General features: G+C 71.5%; 23 protein-coding genes and 2 tRNA genes. 14 read left to right on the top strand and 11 right to left on the bottom strand.

The annotated features are described in order from the left end of the window. Positions 1-16: 16 nt before the first annotated feature. Positions 17-1,417, bottom strand: a complete 1,401-nt coding sequence (locus ACIQGV_RS17195) for an ABC1 kinase family protein (protein WP_402495437.1) — start codon at positions 1,415-1,417, stop codon at positions 17-19. Then, entirely contained in the window at positions 1,410-2,636 is a 1,227-nt protein-coding gene (locus ACIQGV_RS17190) for a TOMM precursor leader peptide-binding protein (protein ID WP_402495434.1), read from the bottom strand. The genes ACIQGV_RS17195 and ACIQGV_RS17190 overlap by 8 nt, the downstream gene beginning before the upstream one ends. Before the next feature lie 258 nt (positions 2,637-2,894). Here ACIQGV_RS17190 and ACIQGV_RS17185 point away from each other — a divergent pair, with 258 nt between their 5' ends. From ACIQGV_RS17185 to ACIQGV_RS17170, 4 genes are all read left to right on the top strand, one after another. Beyond that, positions 2,895-3,491, top strand: a complete 597-nt coding sequence (locus tag ACIQGV_RS17185; protein WP_402495431.1) for a M48 family metallopeptidase — start codon at positions 2,895-2,897, stop codon at positions 3,489-3,491. Between the two features lie 165 nt (positions 3,492-3,656). Beyond that, on the top strand, positions 3,657-5,342 hold the full coding sequence (locus tag ACIQGV_RS17180) for a TerD family protein (protein ID WP_402495428.1): 1,686 nt from the start codon (positions 3,657-3,659) through the stop codon (positions 5,340-5,342). Positions 5,343-5,355: 13 nt separating this feature from the next. After that, the gene (locus ACIQGV_RS17175; protein WP_402495426.1) at positions 5,356-6,036 is read left to right on the top strand and encodes an AIM24 family protein; all 681 of its coding nucleotides are present in this window, start codon (positions 5,356-5,358) and stop codon (positions 6,034-6,036) included. A 16-nt stretch (positions 6,037-6,052) separates the two neighbouring features. Then, entirely contained in the window at positions 6,053-6,808 is a 756-nt protein-coding gene (locus ACIQGV_RS17170; protein ID WP_402495425.1) for an AIM24 family protein, read from the top strand. Between the two features lie 92 nt (positions 6,809-6,900). Here ACIQGV_RS17170 and ACIQGV_RS17165 read toward each other — a convergent pair whose 3' ends face one another. Together ACIQGV_RS17165 and ACIQGV_RS17160 are read right to left on the bottom strand one after the other, a co-directional pair. Continuing rightward, positions 6,901-7,422, bottom strand: coding sequence for an NUDIX hydrolase (locus ACIQGV_RS17165; RefSeq protein WP_402495423.1), 522 nt, complete (start codon positions 7,420-7,422; stop codon positions 6,901-6,903). After that, positions 7,419-8,864, bottom strand: coding sequence for a zinc-dependent metalloprotease (locus ACIQGV_RS17160; protein ID WP_402495420.1), 1,446 nt, complete (start codon positions 8,862-8,864; stop codon positions 7,419-7,421). Before ACIQGV_RS17160 ends, ACIQGV_RS17165 begins: the two co-directional genes overlap by 4 nt. A gap of 193 nt (positions 8,865-9,057) precedes the next feature. Between ACIQGV_RS17160 and ACIQGV_RS17155 the strand changes: the two genes are divergently transcribed. The 3 genes from ACIQGV_RS17155 (at position 9,058) to ACIQGV_RS17145 (ending at position 12,329) form a co-directional block, all read left to right on the top strand. Next, positions 9,058-10,170 carry an SDR family oxidoreductase gene (locus ACIQGV_RS17155; RefSeq protein ID WP_402495418.1) on the top strand — a complete coding sequence of 371 codons (1,113 nt, stop codon included), beginning with the start codon at positions 9,058-9,060 and terminating at the stop codon, positions 10,168-10,170. A gap of 259 nt (positions 10,171-10,429) precedes the next feature. Continuing rightward, positions 10,430-10,891 (top strand): molybdenum cofactor biosynthesis protein MoaE, encoded by a 462-nt coding sequence (locus ACIQGV_RS17150; RefSeq protein WP_402495416.1) that lies wholly within the window; start codon positions 10,430-10,432, stop codon positions 10,889-10,891. A gap of 343 nt (positions 10,892-11,234) precedes the next feature. Beyond that, positions 11,235-12,329 (top strand): PDZ domain-containing protein, encoded by a 1,095-nt coding sequence (locus ACIQGV_RS17145; RefSeq protein WP_402495413.1) that lies wholly within the window; start codon positions 11,235-11,237, stop codon positions 12,327-12,329. 183 nt (positions 12,330-12,512) lie between these two features. Here ACIQGV_RS17145 and ACIQGV_RS17140 read toward each other — a convergent pair whose 3' ends face one another. Beyond that, positions 12,513-13,055: a PPA1309 family protein gene (locus ACIQGV_RS17140; RefSeq protein ID WP_402495411.1), complete on the bottom strand. Its 543-nt coding sequence runs from the start codon at positions 13,053-13,055 to the stop codon at positions 12,513-12,515. A gap of 164 nt (positions 13,056-13,219) precedes the next feature. Here ACIQGV_RS17140 and ACIQGV_RS17135 point away from each other — a divergent pair, with 164 nt between their 5' ends. From ACIQGV_RS17135 to ACIQGV_RS17120, 4 genes are all read left to right on the top strand, one after another. Then, on the top strand, positions 13,220-16,183 hold the full coding sequence (locus ACIQGV_RS17135) for a UPF0182 family protein (protein ID WP_402495858.1): 2,964 nt from the start codon (positions 13,220-13,222) through the stop codon (positions 16,181-16,183). Positions 16,184-16,240: 57 nt separating this feature from the next. After that, positions 16,241-16,314, top strand: a tRNA-Met gene (locus ACIQGV_RS17130). A 229-nt stretch (positions 16,315-16,543) separates the two neighbouring features. After that, positions 16,544-18,385 carry a sel1 repeat family protein gene (locus ACIQGV_RS17125; protein WP_402495409.1) on the top strand — a complete coding sequence of 614 codons (1,842 nt, stop codon included), beginning with the start codon at positions 16,544-16,546 and terminating at the stop codon, positions 18,383-18,385. A 101-nt stretch (positions 18,386-18,486) separates the two neighbouring features. After that, positions 18,487-18,560, top strand: a tRNA-Met gene (locus ACIQGV_RS17120). A 210-nt stretch (positions 18,561-18,770) separates the two neighbouring features. Here the strand turns inward: ACIQGV_RS17120 and ACIQGV_RS17115 are convergent. Beyond that, complete coding sequence (locus ACIQGV_RS17115) at positions 18,771-19,187, bottom strand: Fur family transcriptional regulator (RefSeq protein WP_402495406.1); 417 nt, start codon at positions 19,185-19,187, stop codon at positions 18,771-18,773. 144 nt (positions 19,188-19,331) lie between these two features. Between ACIQGV_RS17115 and ACIQGV_RS17110 the strand changes: the two genes are divergently transcribed. Then, a complete protein-coding gene (locus ACIQGV_RS17110; RefSeq protein ID WP_402495405.1) occupies positions 19,332-20,783 on the top strand; it encodes a catalase in 1,452 nt (483 codons plus the stop codon). A gap of 76 nt (positions 20,784-20,859) precedes the next feature. Here ACIQGV_RS17110 and ACIQGV_RS17105 read toward each other — a convergent pair whose 3' ends face one another. Together ACIQGV_RS17105 and hisN are read right to left on the bottom strand one after the other, a co-directional pair. Beyond that, entirely contained in the window at positions 20,860-21,249 is a 390-nt protein-coding gene (locus ACIQGV_RS17105; protein ID WP_402495403.1) for a cyclic nucleotide-binding/CBS domain-containing protein, read from the bottom strand. 152 nt (positions 21,250-21,401) lie between these two features. Continuing rightward, positions 21,402-22,202, bottom strand: a complete 801-nt coding sequence (gene hisN, locus ACIQGV_RS17100) for a histidinol-phosphatase (RefSeq protein WP_402495400.1) — start codon at positions 22,200-22,202, stop codon at positions 21,402-21,404. A 170-nt stretch (positions 22,203-22,372) separates the two neighbouring features. Between hisN and ACIQGV_RS17095 the strand changes: the two genes are divergently transcribed. Then, positions 22,373-22,984 (top strand): TetR/AcrR family transcriptional regulator, encoded by a 612-nt coding sequence (locus tag ACIQGV_RS17095; RefSeq protein WP_402495399.1) that lies wholly within the window; start codon positions 22,373-22,375, stop codon positions 22,982-22,984. A 10-nt stretch (positions 22,985-22,994) separates the two neighbouring features. Here the strand turns inward: ACIQGV_RS17095 and ACIQGV_RS17090 are convergent, their stop codons facing one another. The 3 genes from ACIQGV_RS17090 to aroA all read right to left on the bottom strand — a co-directional run bounded on the left by ACIQGV_RS17090 (position 22,995) and on the right by aroA (position 25,827). Beyond that, a complete protein-coding gene (locus ACIQGV_RS17090; protein ID WP_402495397.1) occupies positions 22,995-23,318 on the bottom strand; it encodes a DMT family transporter in 324 nt (107 codons plus the stop codon). A gap of 164 nt (positions 23,319-23,482) precedes the next feature. Next, positions 23,483-24,493 carry a ribosome small subunit-dependent GTPase A gene (gene rsgA, locus ACIQGV_RS17085; protein WP_402495395.1) on the bottom strand — a complete coding sequence of 337 codons (1,011 nt, stop codon included), beginning with the start codon at positions 24,491-24,493 and terminating at the stop codon, positions 23,483-23,485. 17 nt (positions 24,494-24,510) lie between these two features. Then, entirely contained in the window at positions 24,511-25,827 is a 1,317-nt protein-coding gene (gene aroA / locus ACIQGV_RS17080) for a 3-phosphoshikimate 1-carboxyvinyltransferase (protein ID WP_402495393.1), read from the bottom strand. Positions 25,828-25,920: 93 nt separating this feature from the next. Between aroA and ACIQGV_RS17075 the strand changes: the two genes are divergently transcribed. Beyond that, on the top strand, positions 25,921-26,427 hold the full coding sequence (locus ACIQGV_RS17075; protein ID WP_402495391.1) for a hypothetical protein: 507 nt from the start codon (positions 25,921-25,923) through the stop codon (positions 26,425-26,427). The last annotated feature ends 308 nt before the right edge of the window (positions 26,428-26,735 follow it).

The following is a 26,735-nucleotide window of genomic DNA, read 5'->3' as shown; positions in this document are numbered from 1 at the left end:
GGCAGTCCTGCGGCCGTCAGGCTTCGACGGCCGCCACCGCTTCCTCGTCGCCGTCCGCCGCGGCGTCACCGTCCCAGACGGTGAGATCCTCCACGAACCCCGGCAGCCACTCCTCCAGCTCCTCCCGCAGCCGTACCGAGGACCCCAGCTGGCACAGCACACCGATGGTGCTCAGGGTCACCCGGTGTATCAGCAGGTACGCCGGGGGCAGGTTGAGCTGCTTGCCCAGCTGATGGGCGGGGGAGCGGGGGTCGGCGACCCTGGCCGCCTGGCTGCGCATCCAGCCGCGGGTGAAGGTGAACTCCTCCACCTGCGCCGGTTCGATGATCGGCAGGAGGTAGTCCAGGACGGCGTCCGGGTCCAGGTCTATCGACTCCTTGACGAAGCCCTCCGTGCACAGGAGCTCGTAGACCGCTTCCGCCTCGCCGGTGAGGGTCATGCGCAGCGAGTGGCCGATCGGGGCGGGCAGCCCGCCCGGGAGCCGGTCGACGGTGCCGAAGTCGAGCACGCCGAGCCGCCAGTCGTCCGAGCCCTCGGGGCCACCGGGCAGCAGACGGAAGTTGCCCGGGTGGGGGTCGGCGTGCAGCAGGCCGGTGCGGGCCGGGCCGGAGAAGAGGAAACGGGCCAGGAGCTGGCCGGCCCGGTCGCGCTGGGCCTGCGTGCCGTCGGAGATGACCTCCGACAGCGGGACGCCCTCGATCCACTCGGTGACCAGGACCTGGTCGCTCTGGTGGACCACGGCCGGGACGACGACGTCGGGGTCGTCCGTGAACTCCTCGGCGTGCGTCCGCTGGGCCTGCGCCTCCAGGGCGTAGTCGAGTTCCTCGGTGACCCGGTCGCGCAGCTCCGTGATCAGCGGCTTGATGTCCATGCCCGGGATCAGCGGCCCCAGCAGGCGGGCGAACCTGCTCAGCTGGTTCAGGTCGGACACCAGGGCCTCGCCGGCGCCGGGGTACTGCACCTTGACCGCGACCTCGCGGCCGTCATGCCACACCGCCCGGTGCACCTGGCCGATCGAGGCGGCCGCGGCCGGCTTGTCGTCGAACTCCCGGAACAGCTCCCGCCAGTCCTCGCCCAGCCGCTCGGCGAGCACGGTGTGCACGGTGCGCGTCGGCATCGGAGGCGCCGCCTCCTGAAGCCTGGTCAGGGCCGCGCGATAGGGGCCGGCGACCTCCTCGGGCAGCGCCGACTCGAAGACGGACAGCGCCTGCCCGAACTTCATCGCGCCGCCCTTGAGCTCGCCGAGCACCTTGAACAGCTGCTCCGCCGTGCGTTGCTGCAGCTCGCGGCCGACGATCTCCGCGGACTCGCCCACGATCCGCTTGCCCAGGCCCCAGGTCGCGCGACCGGCGAAGCCGAGCGGAAGCGCGGCGAGCTTGGCGGTCCGGGTGACCGCCTTCCGGGGAAGATCAGACATGCGCCCTCCAAGTGCCGGTCGGCAGTGCCGCGCCTGCCGTCCCGACCGACTTCGCCGACGACCGTTGCCTCACCATTGTCGCGTGTGGATCCCCGGTCTCCGAGGTGTGTTCCTGATTACCTTCTCGGCCGTCCCGTGTCGCGGCGCCGCACGGACACCCGGTGTTCCCCCACACGGGGCGGGCGTGCCACTGAAGTGCAGGCAGGGAGACCTCCCAGCGCGCCCCCGCGCTCGACGGGGTCCGGCCGTCCAGGAAGGCCAGCGCATGAGCCGCGGCCAGGCCCGCGACCGTCGTGGCCAGGGTCAGGTCGCAGGCCCGTGCCCGAGGCGGTCTGCCCGAGTGCCACTGCGCGACCAGGCGGGGCCAGACCGGGTCCCGGTCGGTGCGCTGCTGGTGCAGACAGCCGGCGCAGCCGGTCTCGCCCGGCAGCACCAGGGGACCGACGACGCCGGTCGCCTCGACCACACCGGCGTACAGATGGGGTGTGCCGGAGTCCATCAGGGACTCCGCGGCCGAGGGCAGGGGCGCGTGGACGGCGGCGTCGTCGCGCGGTGCGAGGACCACCAGGGACAGCCCCTGCTCGGGCTCCTCCAGAGGAGAGCGGGACGTGCCGCGCGGCGGACGGCCGGGGGCGGCGGAGCGCACGGCCCGGCGGGCGGCCTCCTCCCTGCGCTCGCCGACGGTGTCGGCGGACAGGCCGCCGGGGGCGACATCCCCGGGCTCGACCGGGCCGACATCGCGGACCTCGACCTCGCCGACACCCGCGCCGGACAGGAGGGAGGCCACCTGGGCGCCCACCCGCCCGGCGCCCAGGACCCTCACCCGCAGGGTGGCCCGGGCGGCCAGCAGCCCCATCGCCTCGCCCGGCGCGGACGTGGTCAGCGACAGTGAGGCCAGGTCGGGCCGCATCCGTTCGAGAACCGGCTTCTTCGCGCGCAGCTCCTGGGCGGCAGGTCCGCCGCCCAGGGAGTCGTCGAGCAGTCCCGCCCGGCCCAGCCTCTCCACCAGGGCGTCCACCCGGCCGTCCGACAGATCCATGCGACGGCCCTCCTTCCGCAGCAGCGGCAGGCCGCGGGTGCCGTCGAGCAGGTCCAGGAAACTCCCCGTCGCCGTGTCCATCGGACCCAGCGTCATCGCGTGTGCCGGCGTCATGCCGAACTGCACGGTGTTGAGGTCGCGCCAGCCGCGCCGCAGCGCGGGCTTCACCATCGGATGCATGACAGGCCCCCGTAGCCCCGGAATGTGCGAGTGAGCCGGCGGAGCGGGGGGCGTGACGTCGTCCCCGCTCCGCCGACGAGAGCCAGAATGCCCCCGCAGCCCGGCGTGCGGGGAGAGTTGTCCACAGGTGACAGTGAGTAGTCGTATGAGCGGCCGATCGTACGGATCGGGCGCGGCGGTGGAGCGGGATCGAGGCGCCCGCCACGGAAACGGTCCGCAGCCGGGACTTCCCCCGTGTGCAGCGGGTAACGTCGGGGCGTGTCCGCCGACCCGCTGAACCGCGCCGGAACACCCCAGCGCGGCACGACGAGCCAGCCGCCCACCGGACCGCAGGCCGGTGCGATCGAGGTCCGCAGGAGCGCCCGCAGACGACGGACGGTCTCCGCGTACCGCGAGGGCGATCGCACCGTCGTGCTCATCCCCGCCCGGATGTCCGAGGCCGAGGAACGACGCTGGGTGAACGTCATGCTCGACAAGCTGGCCGCACAGGAGAGCCGCAAGCGCCTCGGCGACGCCGAGCTGGCCGAGCGCGCCGAACGGCTGTCGGCGCAGTATTTCGGCGGGCGGGCCCGGCCCGCCTCGGTGCGCTGGGTGACCAACCAGAACACCCGCTGGGGCTCGTGCACCCCCGCCGAGGGCAGCATCCGTCTGTCGCACCGGCTGCAGGGGATGCCCGAGTACGTCGTCGACTACGTCCTCCTGCACGAGCTGGCGCATCTGCTCGTGCCCGGTCACGGCCCCCGGTTCTGGCGGCTGCTGGAGGCGTACCCCCGCACCGAGCGGGCCCGCGGCTATCTGGAAGGGGTCGTGGCGGCCGGCAGACTGCCGCATCTGCCGGGCGCGGGCGACGAGTGAGGGGGCGCGCCGACGCCGAACGTGTGATTCCGGATCACGGCGGTGCCCGGCGGTACCGGTGAGCCGTGGTTGTGTACCGGGTCTGTACCGACATCGTCCGCTGTCCGAGTTTGCCGTTAGCCTGGCGCGACGCACTCACTTCGGGATGGGGGACGGTCGTAACGCATGGCCAGGGAATTCCAACGCGGCCACAAGGCCAGGATCAGTGATCTCACGGCGGGCACGGATCTGTACGTAGGCGTGCAGATCTCCGGCCCCGGGCTGACCTTCGACATCAGCTGCTTCGGACTGGACGCCGACGAGCGGCTCTCGGACGACCGCTACTTCGTCTTCTTCAACCAGCCGAAGTCCCCCGAGGAGTCGATCCAGCTCCTCGGCGCCCAGGCGGGTGACACGGAGTCCTTCCGGATCACGCTCGACCGGATCCCCGCGCAGATCCAGAAGCTGTCCTTCACGGCGACGATCGACGGCGCCGGGCAGATGTCGCAGATCGCCCCCGGATACCTCCGCATCGTCGCGGGCGGCGAGGAGGTCGCCCGCTACGCCTTCAACGGCTCGGAGTTCTCCACCGAGCGCGCGGTGATGCTGGGCGACTTCTACCTGAAGGACGTGTGGCGGTTCGCCGCCGTCGGACAGGGCTTCGACGGCGGACTGGAGGCGCTGCTGAAGAACTTCGGCGGCGAGGTCGCCGAGGAGGAGACGCCCGCCCCGCAGGCGCCGCAGGGCGCGGCCACGCCGGGCTTCGCGCCGCCCGCCCAGGCCGCCGCGCCGCCCGCGTTCGGCGCCCCGCCCGCTCAGGCTCCGGCACCCGCTCCGGCACCCCAGCCCGCGCAGGGCTTCGCGCCGCCGCCCGGTGCCACGCCGCCGCCCGGTGCCGCGCCGCCCCCGGCCCCCGCCCCGCAGATGCACAGCGCGCCGACGATCGTCGCCCCGCTGACCCCGCCGGGTGGCACCGTCCCGCCTCCGCCACAGGCGCCCTACGGCCAGCCGCCCCAGCCGCAGCAGCCGTACGGCCAGCCGCCGGCGTACGGCCACACGCCGCCCCCCGGCCATCCCCAGCCGCAGGCGCCCACTCCGCCGCCCGGCTACGGCCATCCGACCCCGCCCCCCGGCTACGGCCAGCAGCCTGCCTTCGGCCAGGTCCCCGGCCAGCAGGCCCCCTACGGCGCACCGCAGGGCACCCCGCAGACCCCCGGTGTGGCGGGCGCGCTGCAGCAGTTCAGGGAGACGCCCACCGGGCAGCGCTGGACGCAGCAGAACAAGAAGATGGTCCGCGTCGACCTGGGCATCGGCGGTCAGCCGGTGCTGGCCCGGCAGGGCAGCATGGTCCTCTACCAGGGCAAGGTCGACTTCAGCTACAAGGGCGCCGGTTTCGCCGGCCGCCTCGTCGGCAACGCGACCGGCCAGGAGATGCAGCTGATGCGCTGCACCGGCCAGGGCCAGGTGTTCCTCGCCGACAACTCCACGATGCTGCACCCGATCGAGCTCCAGGGCGACGGCATCTGCGTCTCCGCCGAGAACGTCCTCGCCTTCGACGAGAGCCTCCAGTACGAGGTCCGCCGCGTCGAAGGACACGGCATCCCCGGTGGCGCGCTGTTCACGATGCAGTTCACCGGCACCGGCACGATCGTCGTCAAGACCCACGGCACGCCCGTGGTGCTGCCGGTGACGCCCACGACCTTCGCCGACTGCAACGCCGTCGTCGCCTGGTCGGCGGCTGCCCAGGTGATCGTCTCCAGCCAGGTCCGTATGCGCCGCAACGCCTACCCCGGTGACACCGGGGAGAGCGTCAACCTGCAGTTCCGCGCCGCGCCCGGCAACTTCGTCGTCGTCCAGCCGTACGAGATCTGAGGGAGAGCCCGAGATGAACCAGCCGCTCGCGGGCTTCGCTCCCGCACCGGTGACCGCCCGCATGGAGAACCACGGCAACCACATGCTGAAGGTCGCCATGCAGACCGGCCACGACCTCCTCGCGCGTGTGGGCTCGATGGTCGCCTACGAGGGCTTCGTGCAGTACGAGCCCAACCCGCCCGCCGTCCGCCAGATCGCCCGTGACTGGGCGACCGGCGAAGGCGCACCTCTGATGAAGTGCTCCGGCGACGGGCTGCTGTACCTCGCCGACTACGGCGCCAACGTCGTCGTGATCAACCTCAACGGCGACGGGATCTCCGTCAACGCCACCAACCTGCTCGCCTTCGACGCGCACCTGACCTGGGGCGTGGAGCGGGTCAAGGGCCTGGCGAAGTTCGCCGGCCAGGGCCTGTGGAACACGAAGATCTCCGGCCAGGGGTGGGTCGCCCTCACCTCCCGCGGCAAGCCGATCGTCGTCGACTGCGGCGGCGGTGAGGACGAGACCTACGTCGACCCGGACGCGCTCGTGGCCTGGTCCCCGAACCTCAAGGTGAAGGGCAAGCGCAGCTTCAAGGCGCAGTCGCTGATCGGCCGGGGCAGCGGGGAGGCATTCCAGATGGCCTTCTCGGGCCAGGGCATCGTCGTCGTCCAGCCCAGCGAGGACAGCACCGACCGTCTCCGGGTCCGGGGCTGAGGGGGAGCACCACACCATGCAGAGTCCGCTTTTCGCCTACAACGACCAGCAGACCCAGGAGCGCTGGGCGCTGCAGAACAAGCAGATGCTCCGGGTCGCCCTGGAGGGCCACGACGACATCCTCGCCCGCAAGGGCACGATGGTCGCCTACCAGGGCCTCGTCGAGTTCGACGCCGAGTACCAGAGCAACAGCTCCTCACGCGCGCGTGCGCGCACCGGCGAGGGCCTGGACCTGATGCGTTGCCACGGGCAGGGCACGGTCTACCTCGCCAACCTCAAGCAGCACGTCCACATCATGGAGGTGGACCAGGACGGGCTCACCGTCGACAGCAGCTACGTGCTGGCGATGGACTCCTCCCTGCACCACGAGGTCATCGCCGTCGACAGCGTCTACGGCATCTCCGGCTCGGGGAAGTACCAGCTCAACATCACCGGCCGCGGCAAGGTCGCCCTGATGACGTCCGGAGCGCCGCTGCTGCTCCAGGTCACCCCGGACAAGTACGTCAACTGTGACGCCGACGCGATCGTCGCCTGGTCCACCTCGCTGCGGGTGCAGATGCAGGCCCAGACGCACTCCTCCGGCGTGTGGCGGCGGCGCGGCAGCACGGGTGAGGGCTGGGAGCTCAGCTTCATGGGCTCCGGGCAGGCCCTCGTCCAGCCCAGCGAACTGCTGCCGCCGCAGAACGCCCAGATCGGCTCGGGTCTCGCCGCGCAGTACGGCATGGGCCAGCAGGGCGTACGGAACCAGAACCAGGGCAACGTCTGGAGCTGACCGTCCGGACACGGATGCGGGGGGTGCCCACCGGGTGGGCACCCCCCGCATCCGTGTCGGCGCCGGCCTCCGCGCGGCGGCGCGTCACCCGCTCACAGCCGCGCGCGGGTCGCTTCGAGCAGACGTACGACCGAGTCGTCCGCCACCTCCGCCACCTCGGCGTAGGCGAACCAGCGCAGGTCCAGGGACTCGTCGCTGATCGTCTCGGTGGCTCCGGCGGGCGCCAGCGCCGCGTACTGGACGTCGAGATGCCAGTGGCACGGGGCCGGGATGGGATGCCGGTCCAGACGCACCGGCCCGCCCGGCAGCAGGGACAGCCCCGCGACGCCGGACTCCTCCGTGGCCTCGCGCAGTGCGGCCGCCTCCACCGAGATGTCCTGGGGCTCGCAGTGGCCGCCCATCTGGAGCCACATGCCCAGCTTCTTGTGCAGGGTCAGCAGCACCCGTCCGCGCGAGGGGTCGATCACCAGGGCGCTGGCGGTGAGGTGGCCCGCGTGACATTCCTTCTCCATGCCGTCCGGATGGGCGGCGAGGTGGTCCAGGTAGGTCTGGCGCAGGTCCGGCTGGTCCTCGTAGCCCTTCAGCACGAGGACCGCGTCGTCGTACAGGCTCACTCGGTGCCGTCGCCCTTGCTGTCGTCGCCCTCGGCGCCTTCGTCCTTCTTGTGCAGGTCCGGCTTCTGCGAGGAGCCCTCCGCGGCCGCGCCGAGCATCTTGTCCAGCTCGGAGAAGTCCAGGTGCTCGCGGTGCACGAAGCCGTCCGGGTCGTCGAGGTCGGAGGCGGTGGGCAGCATGTCCGGGTGGGCCCACAGACCGTCACGGCCGTCCACCCCGCGCGCGTCCGTGAGGGACGCCCACAGGCGGGAGGCGTCACGCAGCCGGCGCGGACGCAGCTCCAGGCCGATCAGCGTGGCGAAGGTCTGCTCGGCCGGTCCGCCGGTGGCACGGCGCCGGCGCAGGGTCTCGCGCAGCGCGTCCGCGGACGCCAGACGCGGCTTCGCGGCCGCGTGGACCACCGCGTCCACCCAGCCCTCCACGAGCGCCAGGGCGGTCTCCAGACGGGCCAGGGCGGCCTTCTGCTCCGGGGTGTCCTCCGGCTGGAACATGCCCTGCTGGAGCGCCTGCTGGAGCTCCTCGGGGTTCTGCGGGTCGAACTGGCCGACCACGTCCTCCAGCTTGGCGGTGTCGACCTTGATCCCGCGCGCGTAGCCCTCGACGGCGCCGAACAGGTGCGAGCGCAGCCACGGCACGTGCGCGAACAGGCGCTGGTGGGCGGCCTCGCGCAGGGCGAGGTAGAGCCGCACCTCGTCCTTGGAGACGCCCAGGTCCTTGCCGAACGCCTCGACGTTGAGCGGCAGCAGGGCGGCCTTCCCGGCCGGGCCGAGCGGCAGGCCCACGTCGGTCGAGCCGACGACCTCGCCCGCGAGCACGCCCACGGCCTGCCCGATCTGCGTGCCGAACATGGCGCCGCCCATCGAGCGCATCATGCCGATCAGCGGGCCGGCCATGGCCTGCATCTCCTCCGGCAGGATGTCGCCCATGGCGCCGCCGACGCGCTCGGCGACCGGGTCGACCAGTTCCTTCCAGGCGGGCAGGGTGGCCTCGACCCACTCGGCACGGCTCCACGCCACGGCGGTACCCGCGCCGGACGGCAGGGAGGTGGCGTCGTCCAGCCACAGATCGGCGAGGCGGACGGCCTCCTCGACCGCGGTCCGCTCGGCCGGGCCGACGCTCGCGTCCTTGACGCCGTCCGCGGTGCCCTGCGAGACGGTCTGGCGGGCGATCTGCTTGGCCATGTCCCAGTTCACCGGGCCGCCCTCGTAGGAGAGCATCTGGCCCAGCTGCTGGAACGCGGCTCCCAGATCGGTGGGGTTCAGGGACCCGAACATGGCCGCGAGCGGATTGTCCGCACCGCCGCCCAGTCCTCCGGGCAGCCCGAATCCGAACGGGTTGGCCGGTCCCTGACCACCACCGTTCTGCTGGTCCTTCTTCTTGCCCTCGTCGCCGTCGTCCGGCTCCTCCGGCGGAAGGCCGAATCCGAATGGGGTGTCACTCACGGGATTCCTCGGCTGGTAAGGCCGCCGGTTCTTTCCCGACGGCACGACTGCCCGACAACACCACCCAGCGTAGACACCGAGAGCGGTCGGGGCCTCGGTGCTTCGCCGACAGACGGCCTGCGGCAGGATGGATGCCAGCTGGTACGTACGCGTCACTCGCGCCCGTATGGAAGACAACCGCTGGAGACACCGGGTGAGTTCCCCAGATCCGCAGGTTCGCGCAGCGCGAAACCCGTCAACCTCTCCCGCCGCGCGCGGGCCCGTCGTCGCGGTCACCGGCGCCGCGTCCGGCGTGGGCGCCCTGTTGACCGAGCGGCTCGCCGCGTCGGAGGAGGTCAAGCAGGTCATCGCCATCGACGAGCGGCGCGGGCCGTGCGAGGAGGCCCAGTGGCACATCCTCGACGTGCGTGATCCGGCCATCGCGGACAAGCTGCGCGGCGCCGACGTGGTGGTGCATCTGGCCCTCGACCTGGATCTGGAGACGGACCCGGCCGCCCGGACGGCGTACAACGTGCGCGGCACGCAGACGGTGCTGACCGCGGCCGCCGCGGCCGGGGTGCACCGCGCGGTGCTGTGCACGTCGTCCATGGTCTACGGCGCGCTGCCGGACAACGAGCTGCCGTTGTCCGAGGACGCCGAGCTGCGGGCGACCGCGGAGGCCACCGGTGTCGGGGACCTGCTGGAGATCGAGCGGCTCGCACGGCGGGCACCTCGGGCGCATCCCGGGCTGAACGTCACCGTCGTACGCCCCGCGATTCTGGTGGGCGGCACCGACACCGCGCTGACCAGGTACTTCGAGTCGCCGCGCCTGCTCGTGGTGGCGGGGTCGCGGCCCGCGTGGCAGTTCTGCCACGTCGAGGATCTGTGCAGTGCCCTGGAGCACGCCGTCCTGGAGAAGGTCGACGGGGAGCTGGCCGTCGGGTGCGACGGATGGCTGGAGCAGGAGGAGGTCGAGGAGCTCAGCGGGATCCGCCGGATGGAACTGCCGTCCGCGGTCGCCCTGGGCGCGGCGGCACGGCTGCACCGGATCGGGCTCACTCCGTCGCCCGCCGGCGACCTCGCGTACACGATGTACCCCTGGGTGGTGAGCGTCAGCCGGCTGCACGACGCGGGGTGGCGGCCGCGGTGGACCAACGAGGAGGTCCTCGCGGAACTGCTGGAGGAGGTCTCCGGGCGGCACACCGTCGCCGGACGGCGGCTGGGCCGCAAGGACGCGACGGCCGCCGGTGCGGCGGGCGCGACGGTCGCTCTGCTGGGCGCGGCCGCTGTCGTACGCCGGGCCCGCAAGGCGCGGCGCCGGATCTGAGGCCGTTGGCCGCGGCCCGGCACGATCCGGGCGACGGCTCCGGGCGACGGCTCCGGGCGACGGCTCCGGGCGACGGCCCCGGGCGACGGCCCCGGGCGGCCGCCTCCCGTGCGTCCCGGGGGAAGCCGCGCGACCGGCCGCGTACGGCCCGGACCGCCCGCCGGCGCCGGTCTCCGTACGTACCTCCAAACCGTCCCCCGCGCGGGCCGGTCGATGGCCGTATTCCCGCCGCACGCGCGCGTGGGGCACGATGGTGCGTATGGCAGCCACGAACGATCACCCCGGCGAGCAGGCCGCGCAGGACCCCGTCAAGCTGATCGGCATCAGGGACACCCCGCTCTCCCTGGACGAGGTGTTCGCGGCCGTGGGCGACGACGCGGCCGGCGGGACGGCCCTCTTCGTGGGGACCGTGCGCAACCACGACGCCGGCGCGGACGTCGACGCGCTCGGGTACTCCTGCCACCCCTCAGCGGAGGCGGAGATGCGGCGGATCGCGGAGAAGGTCGCCGCCGAGTACCCGGTCCGGGCGCTCGCGGCCGTCCACCGGGTGGGAGACCTCCGGGTCGGCGATCTCGCCGTGGTCGTCGGAGTGTCGTGCCCGCACCGCGGGGAGGCGTTCGAGGCGTGCCGGAAGCTGATCGACGACCTCAAGCACGAGGTGCCGATCTGGAAGCACCAGAAGTTCTCCGACGGCACCGAGGAATGGGTCGGCGCCTGCTGATCCCCGGGCGTGTCCGTCGCCCGAGGGGACTCCGGTTGCGTAACCCCACCCCTGCCGTGAGCGTTGTCAGTGCGGATGTTTAATCTGCTGATCAGTCCGTCGCGGACGCTCATGGGGTTGGGAGGTCGGCATGGCAGCGCTCACCTGGTTGCTGATTCCGCTGGTGGCTGCGGTGGGAGCCGGTCTGTGGGGAAGCTGGGCCAACCGGACGCGCAGAACGCGCGGTGACGGTCCGGAGCTCGACGGATACGCCCGGTTCCGGGCGGCGATGGAGAAGTCACACACGGGAGGCTGAGACCCGCCCTGACGGTGCTCCGACAGGCTCGTCCCGTACTGTCGAGGCATGCCACGCCGCACCGCGACGATGCTCGCCTCCACCCTGATGCTGATCGCGCTCCTGTGCGCGGGAGTGCTCATCAAAGTGCCGTACTCGGAGATGTCCCCGGGCCCGACGGTGAACACCCTGGGTGACCACGACGGCGAGCCGGTGCTGCAGATCTCCGGGCGCAAGACCTACCCGACGACCGGCAACCTCAACATGACCACCGTGCGGGTCACCAGCGCCGACTACCGGATGAACCTGGTGGAGGCGGTCTACGGCTGGCTCGCGCACGACAACAAGGTCGTGCCGCACGACACCCTCTACCCGGACGGCAAGACCGAGGAGGAGTCGACGCAGGAGAACGCGGAGGAGTTCAGCCAGTCCCAGGAGAGCGCGAAGGTCGCCGCCCTGAAGGAGCTGGACGTCCCCGTGAAGTCCTGGGTGGTCGTCTCGACCGTGGTGAAGGACTCGCCGGCCGAGGGCAGGCTGCACGCCGGTGACGTGATCGAGGCGGTCGACGGCACGGTGGTCAAGGAGCCCGGCGACGTCGCCGAGCTGGTGACGAAGCACAAGCCGGGCGACAAGGTCGTCTTCAGGATCGTGCCCGCCAAGGAGCAGGCGGCCGCGGAGAAGGAGAAGCGCACGCCGACCGGGGCGCGGGACGTCACGATCACCACGACCAGCTCCGACGACACGGGCGAGGAGCGCGCGATCGTCGGGATCTCCGCCGGCACCGACCACACCTTCCCGTTCACCGTCGACATCAAGCTCGCCGACGTCGGCGGCCCCAGCGCCGGCCTGATGTTCGCGCTCGGCATCTACGACAAGCTCACGCCGGGCAGCCTCACCGGGGGCCAGTTCGTCGCCGGTACCGGCACCATCGACGACGAGGGCAGGGTCGGGCCGATCGGCGGCATCGAGATGAAGACGGTCGGCGCCCGCGACAAGGGCGCGAAGTACTTCCTGACGCCCGCCGACAACTGCGCGAACGCCGCCAGGGACACCCCGGACGGACTGCGGCTGATCAAGGTGAACACCATCGGCGACGCCCTCGACGCGCTCGCCGACATCCGCGAGGGCAACACCGCCGACCTGCCGAAGTGCACCACCGGCTGATCCGGACCGGCGGCGAGGACGGCCGGGGGCGCCCCTGTGGCAGGGGCGCCCCCGGTGCCGTTCGTCCGGACGCGCGCTCAGGGCCCTTCCGGCGGATCTCCGCGGCGTCGCGGCGCCCGGCGCGCACTCCCCCACTGCCTCAAGGGCGTGGGAGGTGCCCCCAGCCGCACGGCGCGAAGGGCCCTAGTCCTCGAAGGTGGCCGTCAGCGCCTGGGCCAGGCCCGGCACCAGCTCGGGTCCGGTGAGCACCTCGGTCGGGGTGTCCTTCTCACGCAGCCGCACCGCCGACTCGCGCGTGCCGTCCCGCAGCACGGCGACCGTCATGCGGACCTCCTGACGCTCGGGGTGCTCGGCCACCCACTTCGCCAGCCGGGCGTCGCTCAGATTCTGCGGAACCTGCGCCTCCGCGGACGGCGGCAGCATCAGCCGCTCCACGGTGAGCGCGCAGCCGACCACCGCGTCGGGCCAGGCGATGGTGCCGAGGAACTCGTCGAGCGCCTTGTCCGTTGGAATTTCGTCCTGCTCGATCGGGGTGAGACCGGTGGTCTCGGACTCGTCCGCCAGACCGAGCTGCGCCGCCAGTGCGGGCTCCTGGGTCCGCAGCCGGGCGGTGTCTACGAGGGCGAAGAGGCGGGCGGGCTGGTCCCAGCCGAGGCCGGAGGCGTACTCGTCGATCTCGAGCACGGCCCGGGTGAGCGGGTTCGCCGCCATGGGTGTGTTGGACATGGGGACAATCCTGCCTGGTTCGTGACCTGAATCGGGAACCGAGTAAAGCGTGAGTAAGTTGCATAGGTGTGGGCCTACGATCACGGGGCCCGACCGACGGCCACCCGACCCGGGGGCCTGACGGATCAACAGCGAACTTCGAGGTGCGCACCTTGGCTTTCCAGATGCCGGACCGCGGCGGAGGCCCCACGGGGCCGCGGATCAGAGTGGGCCGCCCGTCCCGGCGTGTCCGGACACTGCTCATGACACTGGGCGTTCTTGCCGTGCTCGGCATGACGTTCACCATGTTCGCGGGCTTCTGGACGGACTGGCTCTGGTACCGGTCGGTGAACTACTCGTCCGTCTTCACCACCACCCTGTCCACCAAGATCGGGCTGTTCTTCGTCTTCGGCCTGCTGATGGCGCTCTCGGTCGGCTTCAACATCTGGCTGGCCCACCGGCTGCGCCCGCCGCTGAGCGCCATGTCGATGGAGCAGCAGAGCCTCGACCGCTACCGCATGGGCATCGCGCCCTACAAGAAGTGGCTGCTGTTCGCGATCACCGCGCTGGTCGGCCTGATCGCCGGCGCGTCCGCCTCCGGCCAGTGGCGGACCTGGCTGATGTGGGTCAACGGCGTCTCCTTCGGCGAGAAGGACCCGCAGTTCCACCTCGACGTCTCCTTCTACGCCTTCGACCTGCCCTGGTACCGCTTCCTGCTGGGCTTCGGCTTCGCCGCCACGATCCTGTCGCTGATCGCCGCGACGCTGACGCACTACCTGTACGGCGGGCTGCGCATCACCAGCCCGGGCGCGCGGGCCACCTCGGCGGCGACCGGCCATCTGTCGGTGCTGCTGGGCGTCTTCGTCGCGCTCAAGGCGGTCGCGTACTGGCTCGACCGGTACGGACTGGCGGTGAAGTCCAGCGACTTCAAGGCGACGGACAACTGGACCGGCCTGAGGTACGTCGACGCCAACGCCTATCTGCCGGCCAAGACGATCCTGTTCTGCATCGCCGTGATCTGCGCCCTGCTGTTCTTCGCGACCCTGTGGCGGCGCACCTGGCAGCTGCCGGTCATCGGCTTCGGCCTGATGGTCCTGTCGGCGATCCTCATCGGCGGCCTGTACCCGGCGATCGTCCAGAAGTTCCAGGTCCAGCCGAACGAGCAGGCCAAGGAAGCGCCGTACGTCGAGAAGAACCTCAAGGCGACGCGTGAGGCGTACGGCATCGACGGCGCCCAGGTCACCGACTACTCGGGCAAGGGCAGCACCGAGGACAAGACGAAGCTGCGCGACGACGTCGACGCCACGGCGAGCATCCGCATCCTGGACCCGAACATCGTCTCGCCGACGTTCCAGCAGCTCCAGCAGATGCGGAAGTACTACGCCTTCCCCACCAACCTGGACGTGGACCGCTACAACGACAAGGGCACGGACCAGGACACCGTCATCGGTCTGCGTGAGCTGAACCTCGCCGGCGTGGACAAGCAGAACTGGATCAACAACCACTTCCGCTACACCCACGGCTACGGTGTGGTCGCCGCCAAGGGCACCACCGCCGACTCCGAGGGCCGCCCGGTCTTCACCGAGTCCGACCTGCCGTCGAAGGGCGACCTGCCGAGGTACCAGCAGCGGGTCTACTACGGCGAGAAGACCACCACCTATTCGATCGTCGGCGGTCCCCAGAAGGAGATCGACTACTCCGACGACAGCGGTGAGAAGACGTACAGCTACAAGGACAAGAGCGGGGTCAACCTCTCCAACCCGCTGAACCGCGCCGCGTACGCGGTGGCGTTCAGCGAGCCGCAGATCCTGTACTCGGGCGCCATCGGCGAGGGTTCGCGCATCCTGTACAACCGCACCCCGAAGGACCGGGTCGAGGCGGTCGCCCCGTGGCTGACCATCGACGGCGACGCCTACCCGGCGGTCGTGGGCGGCAAGATCCAGTGGATCGTCGACGCCTACACCACGACCAACGGCTACCCGTACGCCTCCCGTACGACGCTCGGCGACACCACGGCCGACTCGCTGACCGCGACGAACAACTCGCGCGCGGTGGTGGCCCAGCAGAACCAGGTCAACTACATCCGCAACTCGGTGAAGGCGACCGTCGACGCGTACACCGGTGAGGTCAAGCTCTACCAGTGGGACACCCAGGACCCGGTCCTGAAGACCTGGATGAAGGCGTTCCCCGACACGGTCGAGCCCAAGAGCGCGATCTCGCAGGACCTGATGGCCCACCTGCGCTACCCGCAGGACCTGTTCAAGGTGCAGCGCGAGCTGCTGGCCCGCTACCACGTCGACGACGCCGACACCTTCCTCAGCGGCAGTGAGGTGTGGCAGGTCCCGGACGACCCGACGAACCGGTCGGGCAACGCGGTGCCGCCGTACTACCTCAGCATGAAGATGCCGGACCAGCAGGAGCAGGCGTTCTCGCTGACGACCACGTTCACACCCAACGGGCGTGACAACCTCAGCGCCTTCATGGCCGTCGACGCCGAGGCCGGCACCAGTGGCTACGGCAAGATCAGAATCCTGAAACTGCCGACGAGCACCACGGTCGACGGACCCAAGCAGGTGCAGAGCCAGTTCAACTCCGAACAGGACATCGCCGAGTCGATCAGGCTGCTCAGAGGCGGCGACTCCGAGGTCGAGTACGGCAACCTGCTGACGGTGCCGCTCGACGGCGGACTGCTCTACGTCGAACCCGTCTACGTCCGCGGTGGCGGACTGAAGTACCCGCTGCTGCGCAAGGTGCTGGTGACCTACGGCGGTCAGACCGCGTTCGAGGACACCCTCGACCAGGCCCTGAACAAGGTCTTCGGGGCGGAGAGTTCGACGCCCGAGCCGCCGGACAAGGGCGACGACGGCACGACCACGCCGCCGACCTCCGAGAATCCCACCGTCCAGCAGGCGCTCGACGACGCCCAGAAAGCCTTCGACACGGGCCAGGAAGCCCTGAAGAAGGGCGACTGGGAGGCGTACGGCAAGGCGCAGGCGGACCTGGAGGCGGCTCTCAAGCGCGCCGAGGAGGCACAGTCCAAGGCCGGCGGTGGCGCCACGAGCAGCCCGGCTCCGACCGGCAGCCCCAAGCCCACCGGCAGCCCCGGAGCGGCCGGCAGTCCGAAGCCCACGAGCAGCCCGAGCGGCTGAGCAGGGGTATTGATCGAAGAGCCCGTCCCGCGTCGTGATACGGTTGCACCACAACGACGCGGGGTGGAGCAGCTCGGTAGCTCGCTGGGCTCATAACCCAGAGGTCGCAGGTTCAAATCCTGTCCCCGCTACTGAAGTCGACGGCATGCCGTACGACGGGCGAAGGCCCGGATCCTGATCAGGATCCGGGCCTTCGTGGTGTGCGAACGCATGTGCCCGGACAGGGGGATCGTCGCGCCGCGGTGGCGAGTTCGACGTTCTGTGTTTGACTTGTCTCTCTGTGGGCATGTCGACAAAACGCTGAAGTGACCTCACGGGCTGCGGTACACCGGGTGTACCCAGGTTGCAGGTGGTGCGACGATGGACGTTATGGGGGACAAGGCAACTCTGTTGGAGACAGGGCGTTTTGTGCAGCCCTCCGGTCGGGAGGAACCCAGTCCCGTAAGGGATGAGACGGGCGACGCGGCCGAGGAGGCGCGGTACCGGCTCGCCGCCGAGGCCGGCGACATGGAGGCCGTGAGTGTTCTGGGGGCCCTGCTGCTGCGCCGCGGTGATCTCGACGGAGCCGAGCCCCATCTGCGTGCCGCCACCACCGCCGGCGACCGGGCCGCGGCCAACAATCTGGGAGTCCTCCTCCACCAGCGGGGTTACGCCGACGAGGCCGCCGGATGGTGGCGCATCGCCGCCGTGGCCGGGTCCGCGCCCGCCGCGCACGCCCTGGGCCGCCACCACCGTGAGCGCGGGGACGAGCCCGCCGCCGAGTACTGGCTGCGCCAGGCCGCCGAACAGGGGCACACCCTGGGCGCGTACGCGCTCGCCGATCTGCTGGAGCACCGTGGCGACGCGGGCGCCGAGCGGTGGATGCGGGTCGCCGCGGAGCGCGGTCACCGGGAGGCCGCCTACCGCCTGGCCAGAGCGCTCGACCGCAGGAGCGCGAGCGAGGACGAAGCCGGGTGCGACAACGGTGTCGGGCCGAGTGCCGTGCCGGGCGCTCCGGTGGAGGAGATCGAGCAGTGGTACCGGCAGGCCGCCGCGCGTGGTCACCAGCGCGCCGCGCTCCAGCTCGGCGCGATCCTGGAGCGGCGCGGCGAGCTCAAGGAGGCGGGGCGCTGGTACCTGACGTCCGCCAAGGACGGCGAGCCCCGGGCCGCCTGCGCCCTCGGGTTCCTGCTGCGCGACGCCGGGGACACCGAGAGCGCCGCCGTGTGGTGGCTGAGGGCCGCGCAGGACGGCGACGGCAACGCGGCGAACGCGCTGGGCGCGCTGCACGCCGAGCGCGGCGAGACGCAGACGGCCGAGCGGTGGTACCGGGCCGCGATGGACGCGGGCGATGTGAACGGCGCGTACAACCTCGGACTGCTCTGTGCCGAGCAGGGCCGGACCGGGCAGGCCGAGCAGTGGTACCGGCACGCGGCGTACGCGGGACACCGGGAGGCGGCGAACGCGCTGGCGGTCCTGCTGCTCCAGGGCGGTGACGCGACGGGTGCGGAGCCGTGGTTCTCCAAGGCCGCGGAGGCCGGGAGCGTGGACGCCGCGTTCAATCTCGGCATCCTTCACGCCGGACGTGCCGAGGACGTGACGGCGCTGCGCTACTACGAGCGGGCCGCCGCGGCCGGGCACACCGAGGCGGCGCTCCAGGTCGGTATCGCGCGGCTGCGGGAGGGCGAGGAGCAGGAGGCCGAGCGGCATCTGCGGTGCGCGGCGGGCGGGGGCAGCGCCGAGGGCGCGTACCGGCTGGCCGCGCTGCTGGACGCGCGGCGTCCGCCGGTGTCGCCGCACGAGCTGGGCGAGCCGGTGCGGGAGCGGACCGAGTGCGAGGAGTGGTACGAGCGGGCCGCCACGCTGGGGCACCGGCGTGCGCAGGTGCGGGTCGGGATGCTCGCGGCGGCGCGGGGCGATGTCGTGGAGGCGGCCCGGTGGTACCGGGAGGCGGCGGAGGCCGGGTCCCGCAACGGTGCCTTCAATCTCGGGCTGCTGCTCGCGCGGGAGGGGAGCGAGCCGGAGGCGGCGGTGTGGTGGACCCGGGCGGCCGACGCCGGTCATGGGCGGGCGGCGCTCCGGCTGGCCCTCGTCTACGCGCGTCGTGGCGAGCTGGCGGAGGGGCAGCGGTGGGCCGACCGCGCGGTGACGCTGGGACCGGCGGAGGTGGCGGAGCGGGCGGCGCGGCTCCGTGACGCCCTGCGCGAGGAGCTGTCGGCGTAGCCGGCGCCCGGTGCGACGCGGTGCCGCCCCTTGGGGGAGGCGGCCGGGAAGAAAGGGATTTGCTTCTGTACGCGTCCTTGACGTAGTGTTCCCTTCATCGACGCGGGGTGGAGCAGCTCGGTAGCTCGCTGGGCTCATAACCCAGAGGTCGCAGGTTCAAATCCTGTCCCCGCTACTGAAGGCCGAGGGCCGGAATCCGAAAGGGTTCCGGCCCTCGGTCGTTGCGTCGTCACGAAACGCACGGTGCGAACGGGCGCGGCGCGAACAAGGGCGATGTGAACAAGGGCGAGGCCGGCAAGGGCGACGCCGGCGAACGCGATGCGACGAAGGACGAAGAAGGCCCTGGCCGGGAAGCCAGGGCCTTCTGTGTGTCACGTGCCGAGGGTCACGCCGTCGCGCAGTCCGGGCAGACGCCGCGGTAGGTGACCTCGACGTCCGAGACGGTGAAGCCGAAGCGCTCCGAGTCGGGGAGGTCGGCGAGCGGGTCGCCGGCGGGGTGGACGTCACGGATGGCGCCGCAGTGGGCGCAGACCAGGTGGTGGTGCGGCCGGTGCGCGTTCGGGTCGTAGCGCTTGGCGCGCTTGTCCGTCGACACCTCCAGCACCTCGCCGAGCGTGACCAGTTCGCCCAGGGTGTTGTAGACGGTCGCCCGGGAGATCTCGGGGAGCCTGGCGACCGCACGGGTGTGGACCTCGTCGGCCGTCAGATGGACGTGCTCGCCGTCCAGGACCTCGGCCACGACACGACGCTGCGCGGTCATCCGCCATCCGCGTCCGCGCAGCCGTTCAAGAAGGTCACTCATGGCACCAGCCTAACAGCAAGGGGGACCAGGTCCCGACCCGGTGTGGAATTAGAGCTCTGCTTGATCTGGACTAAGTCCAGTGTAGGATCGGGAACGGCTTTGGCCAAGGGACAGGACAAGCAGGAAATGGCGCAGGAGGCCCACGTGACTCAGGGACCGCTTACGACGGAGGCCGGTGCTCCGGTGGCCGACAACCAGAACAGCGAGACCGCGGGCGCGGGCGGCCCCGTGCTCGTCCAGGACCAGCTCCTGCTGGAGAAGCTGGCCCACTTCAACCGTGAGCGCATCCCGGAGCGGGTCGTGCACGCCCGGGGCGCGGGGGCGTACGGCACCTTCACGGTGACCGCGGACGTCACCCCGTACACGCGTGCCGCGTTCCTCTCCGAGGTCGGCAGGCGGACCGAGGTGTTCCTGCGCTTCTCGACGGTCGCCGGCAACCTCGGCGCGGCGGACGCCGTCCGTGACCCGCGCGGCTTCTCGCTGAAGTTCTACACCGAGGAGGGCAACTACGACCTCGTCGGCAACAACACCCCGGTGTTCTTCATCAAGGACGCGATCAAGTTCCCCGACTTCATCCACACCCAGAAGCGCGACCCGTACACGGGCAGCCAGGAGGCGGACAACGTCTGGGACTTCTGGAGCCTCAGCCCGGAGAGCACCCACCAGGTGACCTGGCTGTTCGGCGACCGCGGCATCCCCGCCTCGTACCGCCACATGGACGGCTTCGGCTCGCACACCTTCCAGTGGAACAACGAGGCCGGCGAGGTCTTCTGGGTCAAGTACCACTTCAAGACCGACCAGGGGATCGAGAACCTCACCGCGGAGGAGGCCGGGATCCTCGCGGGGCAGGACCCCGACTCGCACCAGCGCGACCTGCGCGAGGCCATCGAGCGCGGCGAGTTCCCGAGCTGGACCGTGGGCGTGCAGATCATGCCGGCGGCGGACGCGGCGACGTACCGCTTCAACCCGTTCGACCTCACCAAGGTGTGGCCGCACGCGGACTACCCGGTCGTCGAGATCGGCAGGCTGGAGCTCGACCGCAACCCGCGGAACATCTTCGCCGAGGTCGAGCAGAGCATCTTCTCGCCCGCGCACTTCGTGCCGGGCATCGGCCCCTCGCCCGACAAGATGCTCCAGGGGCGGCTGTTCGCCTACGGCGACGCGCACCGCTACCGCGTCGGCATCAACGCCGACCATCTGCCGGTGAACCGCCCGCACGCCACCGAAGCGCGCACCCACTCCCGTGACGGCCTTCTGTACGACGGCCGGCACGGCGGCGCGAAGAACTACGAGCCGAACAGCTTCGGAGGGCCGCAGCAGACCGGCCGTCCGCTGTGGCAGCCCGTCGCCGTGAGCGGGGCCACGGGCGACCACCCGGCCCCGGTGCACGCCGAGGACGACGACTTCGTGCAGGCGGGCAACCTCTACCGGCTGATGGCGGACGACGAGAAGGAGCGCCTGGTGGCCAACCTGGCCGCGGCGATGGCCGGTGTCTCGCGCGACGACATCGTCGAGCGGGCGATCGGCAACTTCCGCCGGGCGGACGAGGACTTCGGCAAGCGGCTGGACGCCGCGGTCCGGGCCCTGCGCGGCTGACGCCGGCACCTGAACGCCTGCCGGGGAGCGGGCCGGATCCCCGAGGGGGCCCGGCCCGCTGTGGCGTACGGGTCGGTCAGGCGGACACCTGCTGCCTCGCCGGCGCCCAGCAGCGGATGATGTCGCGGACCGAGACGATGCCGGCGGGTCCGCCGGCGTCGAGCACGATCAGATGCCGGAAGCCGCCGTGCGCCATGGCCCGGGCCGCCTCCTCCAGCGTCCAGGACGGCGCGGCGAACACGACGTCGTTGGTGGTGTGGTCGTGGGCCCGTTCGGTGTCGGGGTCCTGGCCCAGGCCCACGGAGTTGAGGATGTCGCGTTCGGTGAGGATGCCGAGTCCGGCATCGGGGTCGAGGACGACGGCCGCGCCCACCCGGCGGGCGGACATGAGAGCTGCGGCCTGGCGAAGGGTGTGGTCGGGGCCGATGGTGAGGACCATCGTGCTCATGGCGTCACGGACGAGCATGGGCTGAAGCCACCTCCTGGAGTGTCCCGCCCCCTTTGTTCATGGATTCACAAGTTCACAAGTGGGGGGAACTTCAGAGTGGCAGGCAAAGAACGGGTCAACAAGAGGGCGTGCGCAGTCCTTTGAGGGCGCGTGAGGCCGTACGTCCCGCCTCAGCGGCGCCCGTCGAGATACCCCAGCAGTTCGTCGTGGAGCAGGCCGTTCGACGCGGCCGCGTTGCCGCTGTGCGGGCCGGGGCGTCCGTCCAGGCCGGTGAACGTGCCGCCGGCCTCCGTCACCACGACGGCGGTGGCCGCCATGTCCCACAGGGACAGCTCCGGCTCGGCGCACAGGTCCACCGAGCCCTCGGCGACCATCATGTACGGCCAGAAGTCGCCGTACGCGCGCGTGCGCCAGACCTCGCGGGTGAGGTCCAGGAAGCCGTCCAGGCGGCCCTGCTCCTCCCAGCCGGAGAGCGAGGAGTAGGCGAACGAGGCGTCCGCGAGGCCGGAGACGCCGGAGACATGGATGCGCGTGGCGTTGGCCAGGCTGCGGCCCGTGAACGCGCCGTGCCCCTCGGCGGCCCACCAGCGGCGGCCCAGGGCCGGGGCGGAGACGACGCCGACGACGGGCCGGTAGCCGCCCTCGCCCGCCTCCATCAGCGCGATGAGGGTCGCCCAGACCGGGACGCCGCGGACGTAGTTCTTCGTGCCGTCGATCGGGTCGATCACCCAGCGGCGGGGGCCGGTGCCCTCCAGGCCGTACTCCTCGCCGAGGATCGCGTCCCTCGGGCGGGCACGCTGGAGCTGGCCGCGGATCAGCTCCTCGGCCGCCTTGTCCGCCTCGCTCACCGGAGTCATGTCCGGCTTGGTCTCGACCTTCAGGTCGAGAGCCTTGAAACGGTCCATGGTCGCCGCGTCGGCGGCGTCCGCGAGCACATGGGCGAGGCGGAGGTCATCGAGGTAGTCCGGCATGGGACGACCGTATCCGCCCGGCGTGCCACGGGGCCACCGGGGCCGGAGTGTGGACACCGCGCGAGCGCCCGGAGCCCGGGCGTGCGCCCCGGGAAGGCGCGGCACCCCTTGACAGTGCCTCCGTGCGCGTCAAATCTGAACCGCAGAGCCGGTCTCCCCGGGAGGCGAGGATGCCTGCAGCGCGGGAATCTCTGCTGGACGCCGCTGACACGGCGCTGGCGCGTCGGCCGTGGCCGGCGGTGCGGATGGTGGACGTGGCGGCGGCGGCCGGGGTGTCGCGGCAGACGCTGTACAACGAGTTCGGCAGCAAGGACGGCCTGGCCAGAGCGCTGGTGCGCCGGGCGGCCGACGACTACCTCGCCGGTGTCGACCGCGCGCTCGGCACGTCCCCCGACGCCCGCGACAGACTGACCGCGGCCGCCGAGTGGACCACGGACCTGGCCCGGGAGAACGCGCTCGTACGGGCCCTGCTGACCGGCTGCTGGAACGAACGGATGCCCGCGCCCGCACGGGCCGCCGTCCCGTCCGTCTCCGCGGTGCCCGCCCAGCGGCGTGCGGACGGCCCGCTGCCCTCGCCCGGCGACCTCGTGACGATCGTGCGCGACCGGGCCCTCGCGGCTCTCGCCGGTCCCGGAGCCCGGCGCACCGGGCCGGACACCGCCGACCTCGCCCGCTCCTGCGAGCTGGCCGTCCGCCTGGCCCTGTCCTGCGTGGCCGCGCCGCCCGGCGACGGCGGGGTCGCCGACCTGGTGCGCGGCGCGCTCCACCACAGTCCCTTATGACAGACCGGCCCTAGTGCGCCGACCCCGACAGCTGGAGGCCGACGACCCCGGCGATGACCAGGCTGATCGACACGATCTTCAGCGTGGACACCACGTCGCCGAGGAAGACCATGCCGTAGATCGCCGTGCCCGCCGCGCCGATGCCCGTCCACACCGCGTACGCGGGGCCCACGTCGAGCTTCTTCAGCGACAGGGTGAGCAGGCCGAAACTGCCCAGCGCGAAGACGCAGAAGGCGACCGTCGGCCAGAGCCTGCTGAAACCGTGCGACAGCTTCAGGCAGACGGCGAAGCCGGTTTCGAGCATCCCGGCCACGATGACCAGCAGCCACGCCATGTGCTGTCCTCCCGTAACTCCACGCTCCGCGACGCACTGTGACCGCTCGTCAGACCGGCGTCCTGTCGGCCGAGTGTCCGCCTGGCGCGCTTTACCCGTTCTTGGGATCCGGCTTTTGCGATTATGCCCTTACCGGACCCACGTGGAGACAAACAACGCGGAGGTCAGTCGCCTTCCCTGCGCTCACGGGTGGCCAGCAGTCTGCGCAGGGAGTACAGCCGGGCCGGGTCGGCGTGGCCCTCGGCCACATAGCCGTCCAGCGCGCAGTCCGGCTCGTCGTGGCTGCACGCGCGCGGGCAGCCCTCCGTGCCCGGCTCCAGGTCCGGGAAGGCGTGGATGACGCGGGACGGGTCGATGTGCGCCAGGCCGAACGACCGTACGCCCGGGGTGTCGATCACCCAGCCGTCCGCCTTGGACAGGGGCAGCGCCAGCGCCGAGGTCGTGGTGTGCCGGCCGCGGCCCGTCACCGCGTTGACATGGCCGGTCAGCCGTCGCCGCTCCTGAGGCACCAGGGCGTTCACCAGGGTCGTCTTGCCGACGCCCGAATGCCCCACGAACGCCGTGACCTTGCCGTCCAGATGCTCGCGCACCCGGTCCGCCGCGTCCCCGTTCTCCAGCTCCTCACGGCTGGTGACGACATGGGGGATGTCGAGGGCGCCGTACAGCTCCAGCAGCTCGTCGGGCGGGGCGAGGTCCGACTTGGTCATCACCAGCAGCGGCGTGAGGCCGCCGTCGAACGCCGCGACCAGGCAGCGGTCGATGAGACGCGGGCGGGGTTCCGGGTCGGCGAGGGCCGTGACGATCGCCAGTTGGTCCGCGTTGGCGACGACCACCCGCTCGTACGGGTCGTCGTCGTCGGCGGTGCGGCGCAGCAGCGAGGCGCGTTCCTCGATGCGCACGATCCGCGCGAGCGTGTCCTTCTTCCCGGACAGATCGCCGACCAGGGCGACCCGGTCGCCCACCACGGCGGCCTTGCGGCCCAGCTCGCGGGCCTTCATGGCGATCACGGGGCGGTCGTCGACCAGACAGGTCAGGCGGCCCCGGTCGACGGTGAGGACCAGGCCCTCGGCGGCGTCCTCGTGCTTGGGCCGGATGTTGGTCCGCGGGCGGTTCCCCTTGCGGTTGGGGCGCTGGCGGATGTCGTCCTCGTCGGTGTGCTTGCCGTAGCGGCGCATGGTGTTTCTCCGCGTCCCTACGCCCCGAGCATCCCGGACCACAGTTCGGGGAAGTCCGGCAGGGTCTTCGCCGTCGTCGCCACGTTCTCGATCCGTACGCCGTCGACCGCCAGGCCGATGATCGCGCCGGCGGTCGCCATGCGGTGGTCCTCGTAGGTGTGGAAGACGCCGCCGTGCAGCGGGCGCGGGCGGATGTGCAGGCCGTCGGCGGTCTCGGTGACGTCGCCGCCGAGCTCGTTGATCTCCTTGGTGAGCGCCGCCAGCCGGTCCGTCTCGTGCAGCCGCAGATGGGCCACGCCCCGCAGGGTGGAGGGTGAGTCGGCCAGGGCCGCGACGGCCGCGATGCCCGGCGTCAGCTCGCCGACCTCGCCGAGGTCCACGTCGATACCGTGAAGGGCACCCGAACCGGTGAACACCAGACCGTAGTCGGTCAGCTCGCAGGCGCCGCCCATCTCGGTGAAGATCTCCCGCAGCCGGTCGCCCGGCTGGGTCGTGCGGACCGGCCAGTCGGGGATCAGCACCCTGCCGCCGGTCACCAGGGCCGCCGCCAGGAACGGCTGGGCGTTCGACAGGTCCGGTTCGATGACCAGGTCGCGGCCGAGCAGCGCGCCGGGGGTCACCCGCCAGACGTCGGGCTCGCCACCGGACTCGGGTGTGTCGACCTGGGCGCCGACCGAGCGCAGCATGTCCACCGTCATCCGGATGTGCGGCATCGACGGCAGCGTGGAGCCGGTGTGCCGGACCTCGACGCCCTGGTTGAAGCGCGGGGCGGACAGCAGCAGGGCGCTGACGAACTGCGACGAGGAGGACGCGTCGATCGAGACCGGGCCGCCGTCCAGGGCGCCGCCGCCGTGCACGGTGAGGGGCAGCGCGCCGCGGCCGTCGTCGTCGATCCGGGCGCCGAGGACGCGCAGGGCGTCGATGACCCCGTGCAGCGGACGCTCGTACGATCTCGGGTCGCCGTCGAAGCGGATGGGACCGGCGGCGAGCGTGGCGACCGGGGGCAGGAACCGCATGACCGTGCCGGCGTTGCCGACGTCCACCGTGGCGGGGCCGCGCAGCCCGGCCGGGATGACGCGCCAGAACTCGCCGGTGCCGTCGGGGCCGACGCCCTCCTCGATGCCCACGCCCATCGCCCGCAGGGCACCGGCCATCAGCAGGGTGTCGCGGGAGCGCAGGGGGCGGCGCAGCCAGCCGGGCTCGCTCGCGAGGGCGGCGAGGACGAGGGCGCGGTTGGTGACCGACTTGGACCCCGGCACGTGGACCGTCGCGTCGACGGCTCCGCTCGCGTGCGGGGCGGGCCAGAGGGCGGTGTCTGCGGGGTTAACGGTCATGCGCCCCACTTTAGTGGGTGAAGCCGGGGGGAGATCTTGATCAAAAACGGCGAAACCCCGTCGAAACCGGTCCTCGGAGTCTGTTCTGCATATATGCGCACCCGGTCCGGCGGCCGCATGAATCGCGGGCGTCCGTCACGTCGATGCGCGACAACGGCTGCCGGCGGCAATGTTTTTGACCGCCTCATGTTTTCCTCTCCGCCTCCTCGGGGGAAAACCGGCGTCAATTCGGAGAGCGGAGCCGGTCGCCCGTGCTTTTCCTCGGGTGCCCTCCGGATTTTCCGTGACAGCGGCCGGCAGGAGCCGCGCACCTGCTTCGTCCCGGACGGCGTCCCTGATTTCGCTTCCCGCACGTTCCCGGCGCCGGGTGCCGGCCGGGGGCCGGGCATCGAGAACAATGCGGCCGACGCGGACGACGGCGCATCCGTCGACGCCGCGATCTACGGCGACGGCGACGGCGTCGGCAAGCGCGACGACGACGCCGTCGACGCGCAGAAGGGGGCGCTCACCGGTTCCTTTCCGGCGGAATCCGGCGTGGAACACCGGTGGCCGGACATCGCGCGGGCGCCGTACGGAAAGGGCCGTGCGGGCGGCCGGTGAAGGAATGCGCGGGAAGATCCGTTCCGGTGGACGGCTGCCGGGGGAAAGCCGTCCTCGGCAGAGAGGTGAAGTGCACACAGCCCGAGGGGGAGGCGAGTTCCGGGACATGCCCGTCGCCGGTGACGAGAAAACGAAAAGGGATAAGCGGGCCATCGAGGCCGCCGGGATGCGGTCGGCCCGTATGAAACGGAAAAACCTCGCGTACGCGTCTCAGGGCGACGCGTCGGCCGTTTTCTCCCTCTCGGAGAAGAAGTCCGCCGAGAAGGGGACCGCCCCGCTCGGCGTCCGGTTCACCGCCGGGCCGGACA

Source organism: Streptomyces sp. NPDC093094 (assembly GCF_044754345.1).
GTDB lineage: Bacteria > Actinomycetota > Actinomycetes > Streptomycetales > Streptomycetaceae > Streptomyces.
Note: the sequence above shows the minus strand (reverse complement) of the source record. Positions and strands in the feature narration are given on the sequence as shown.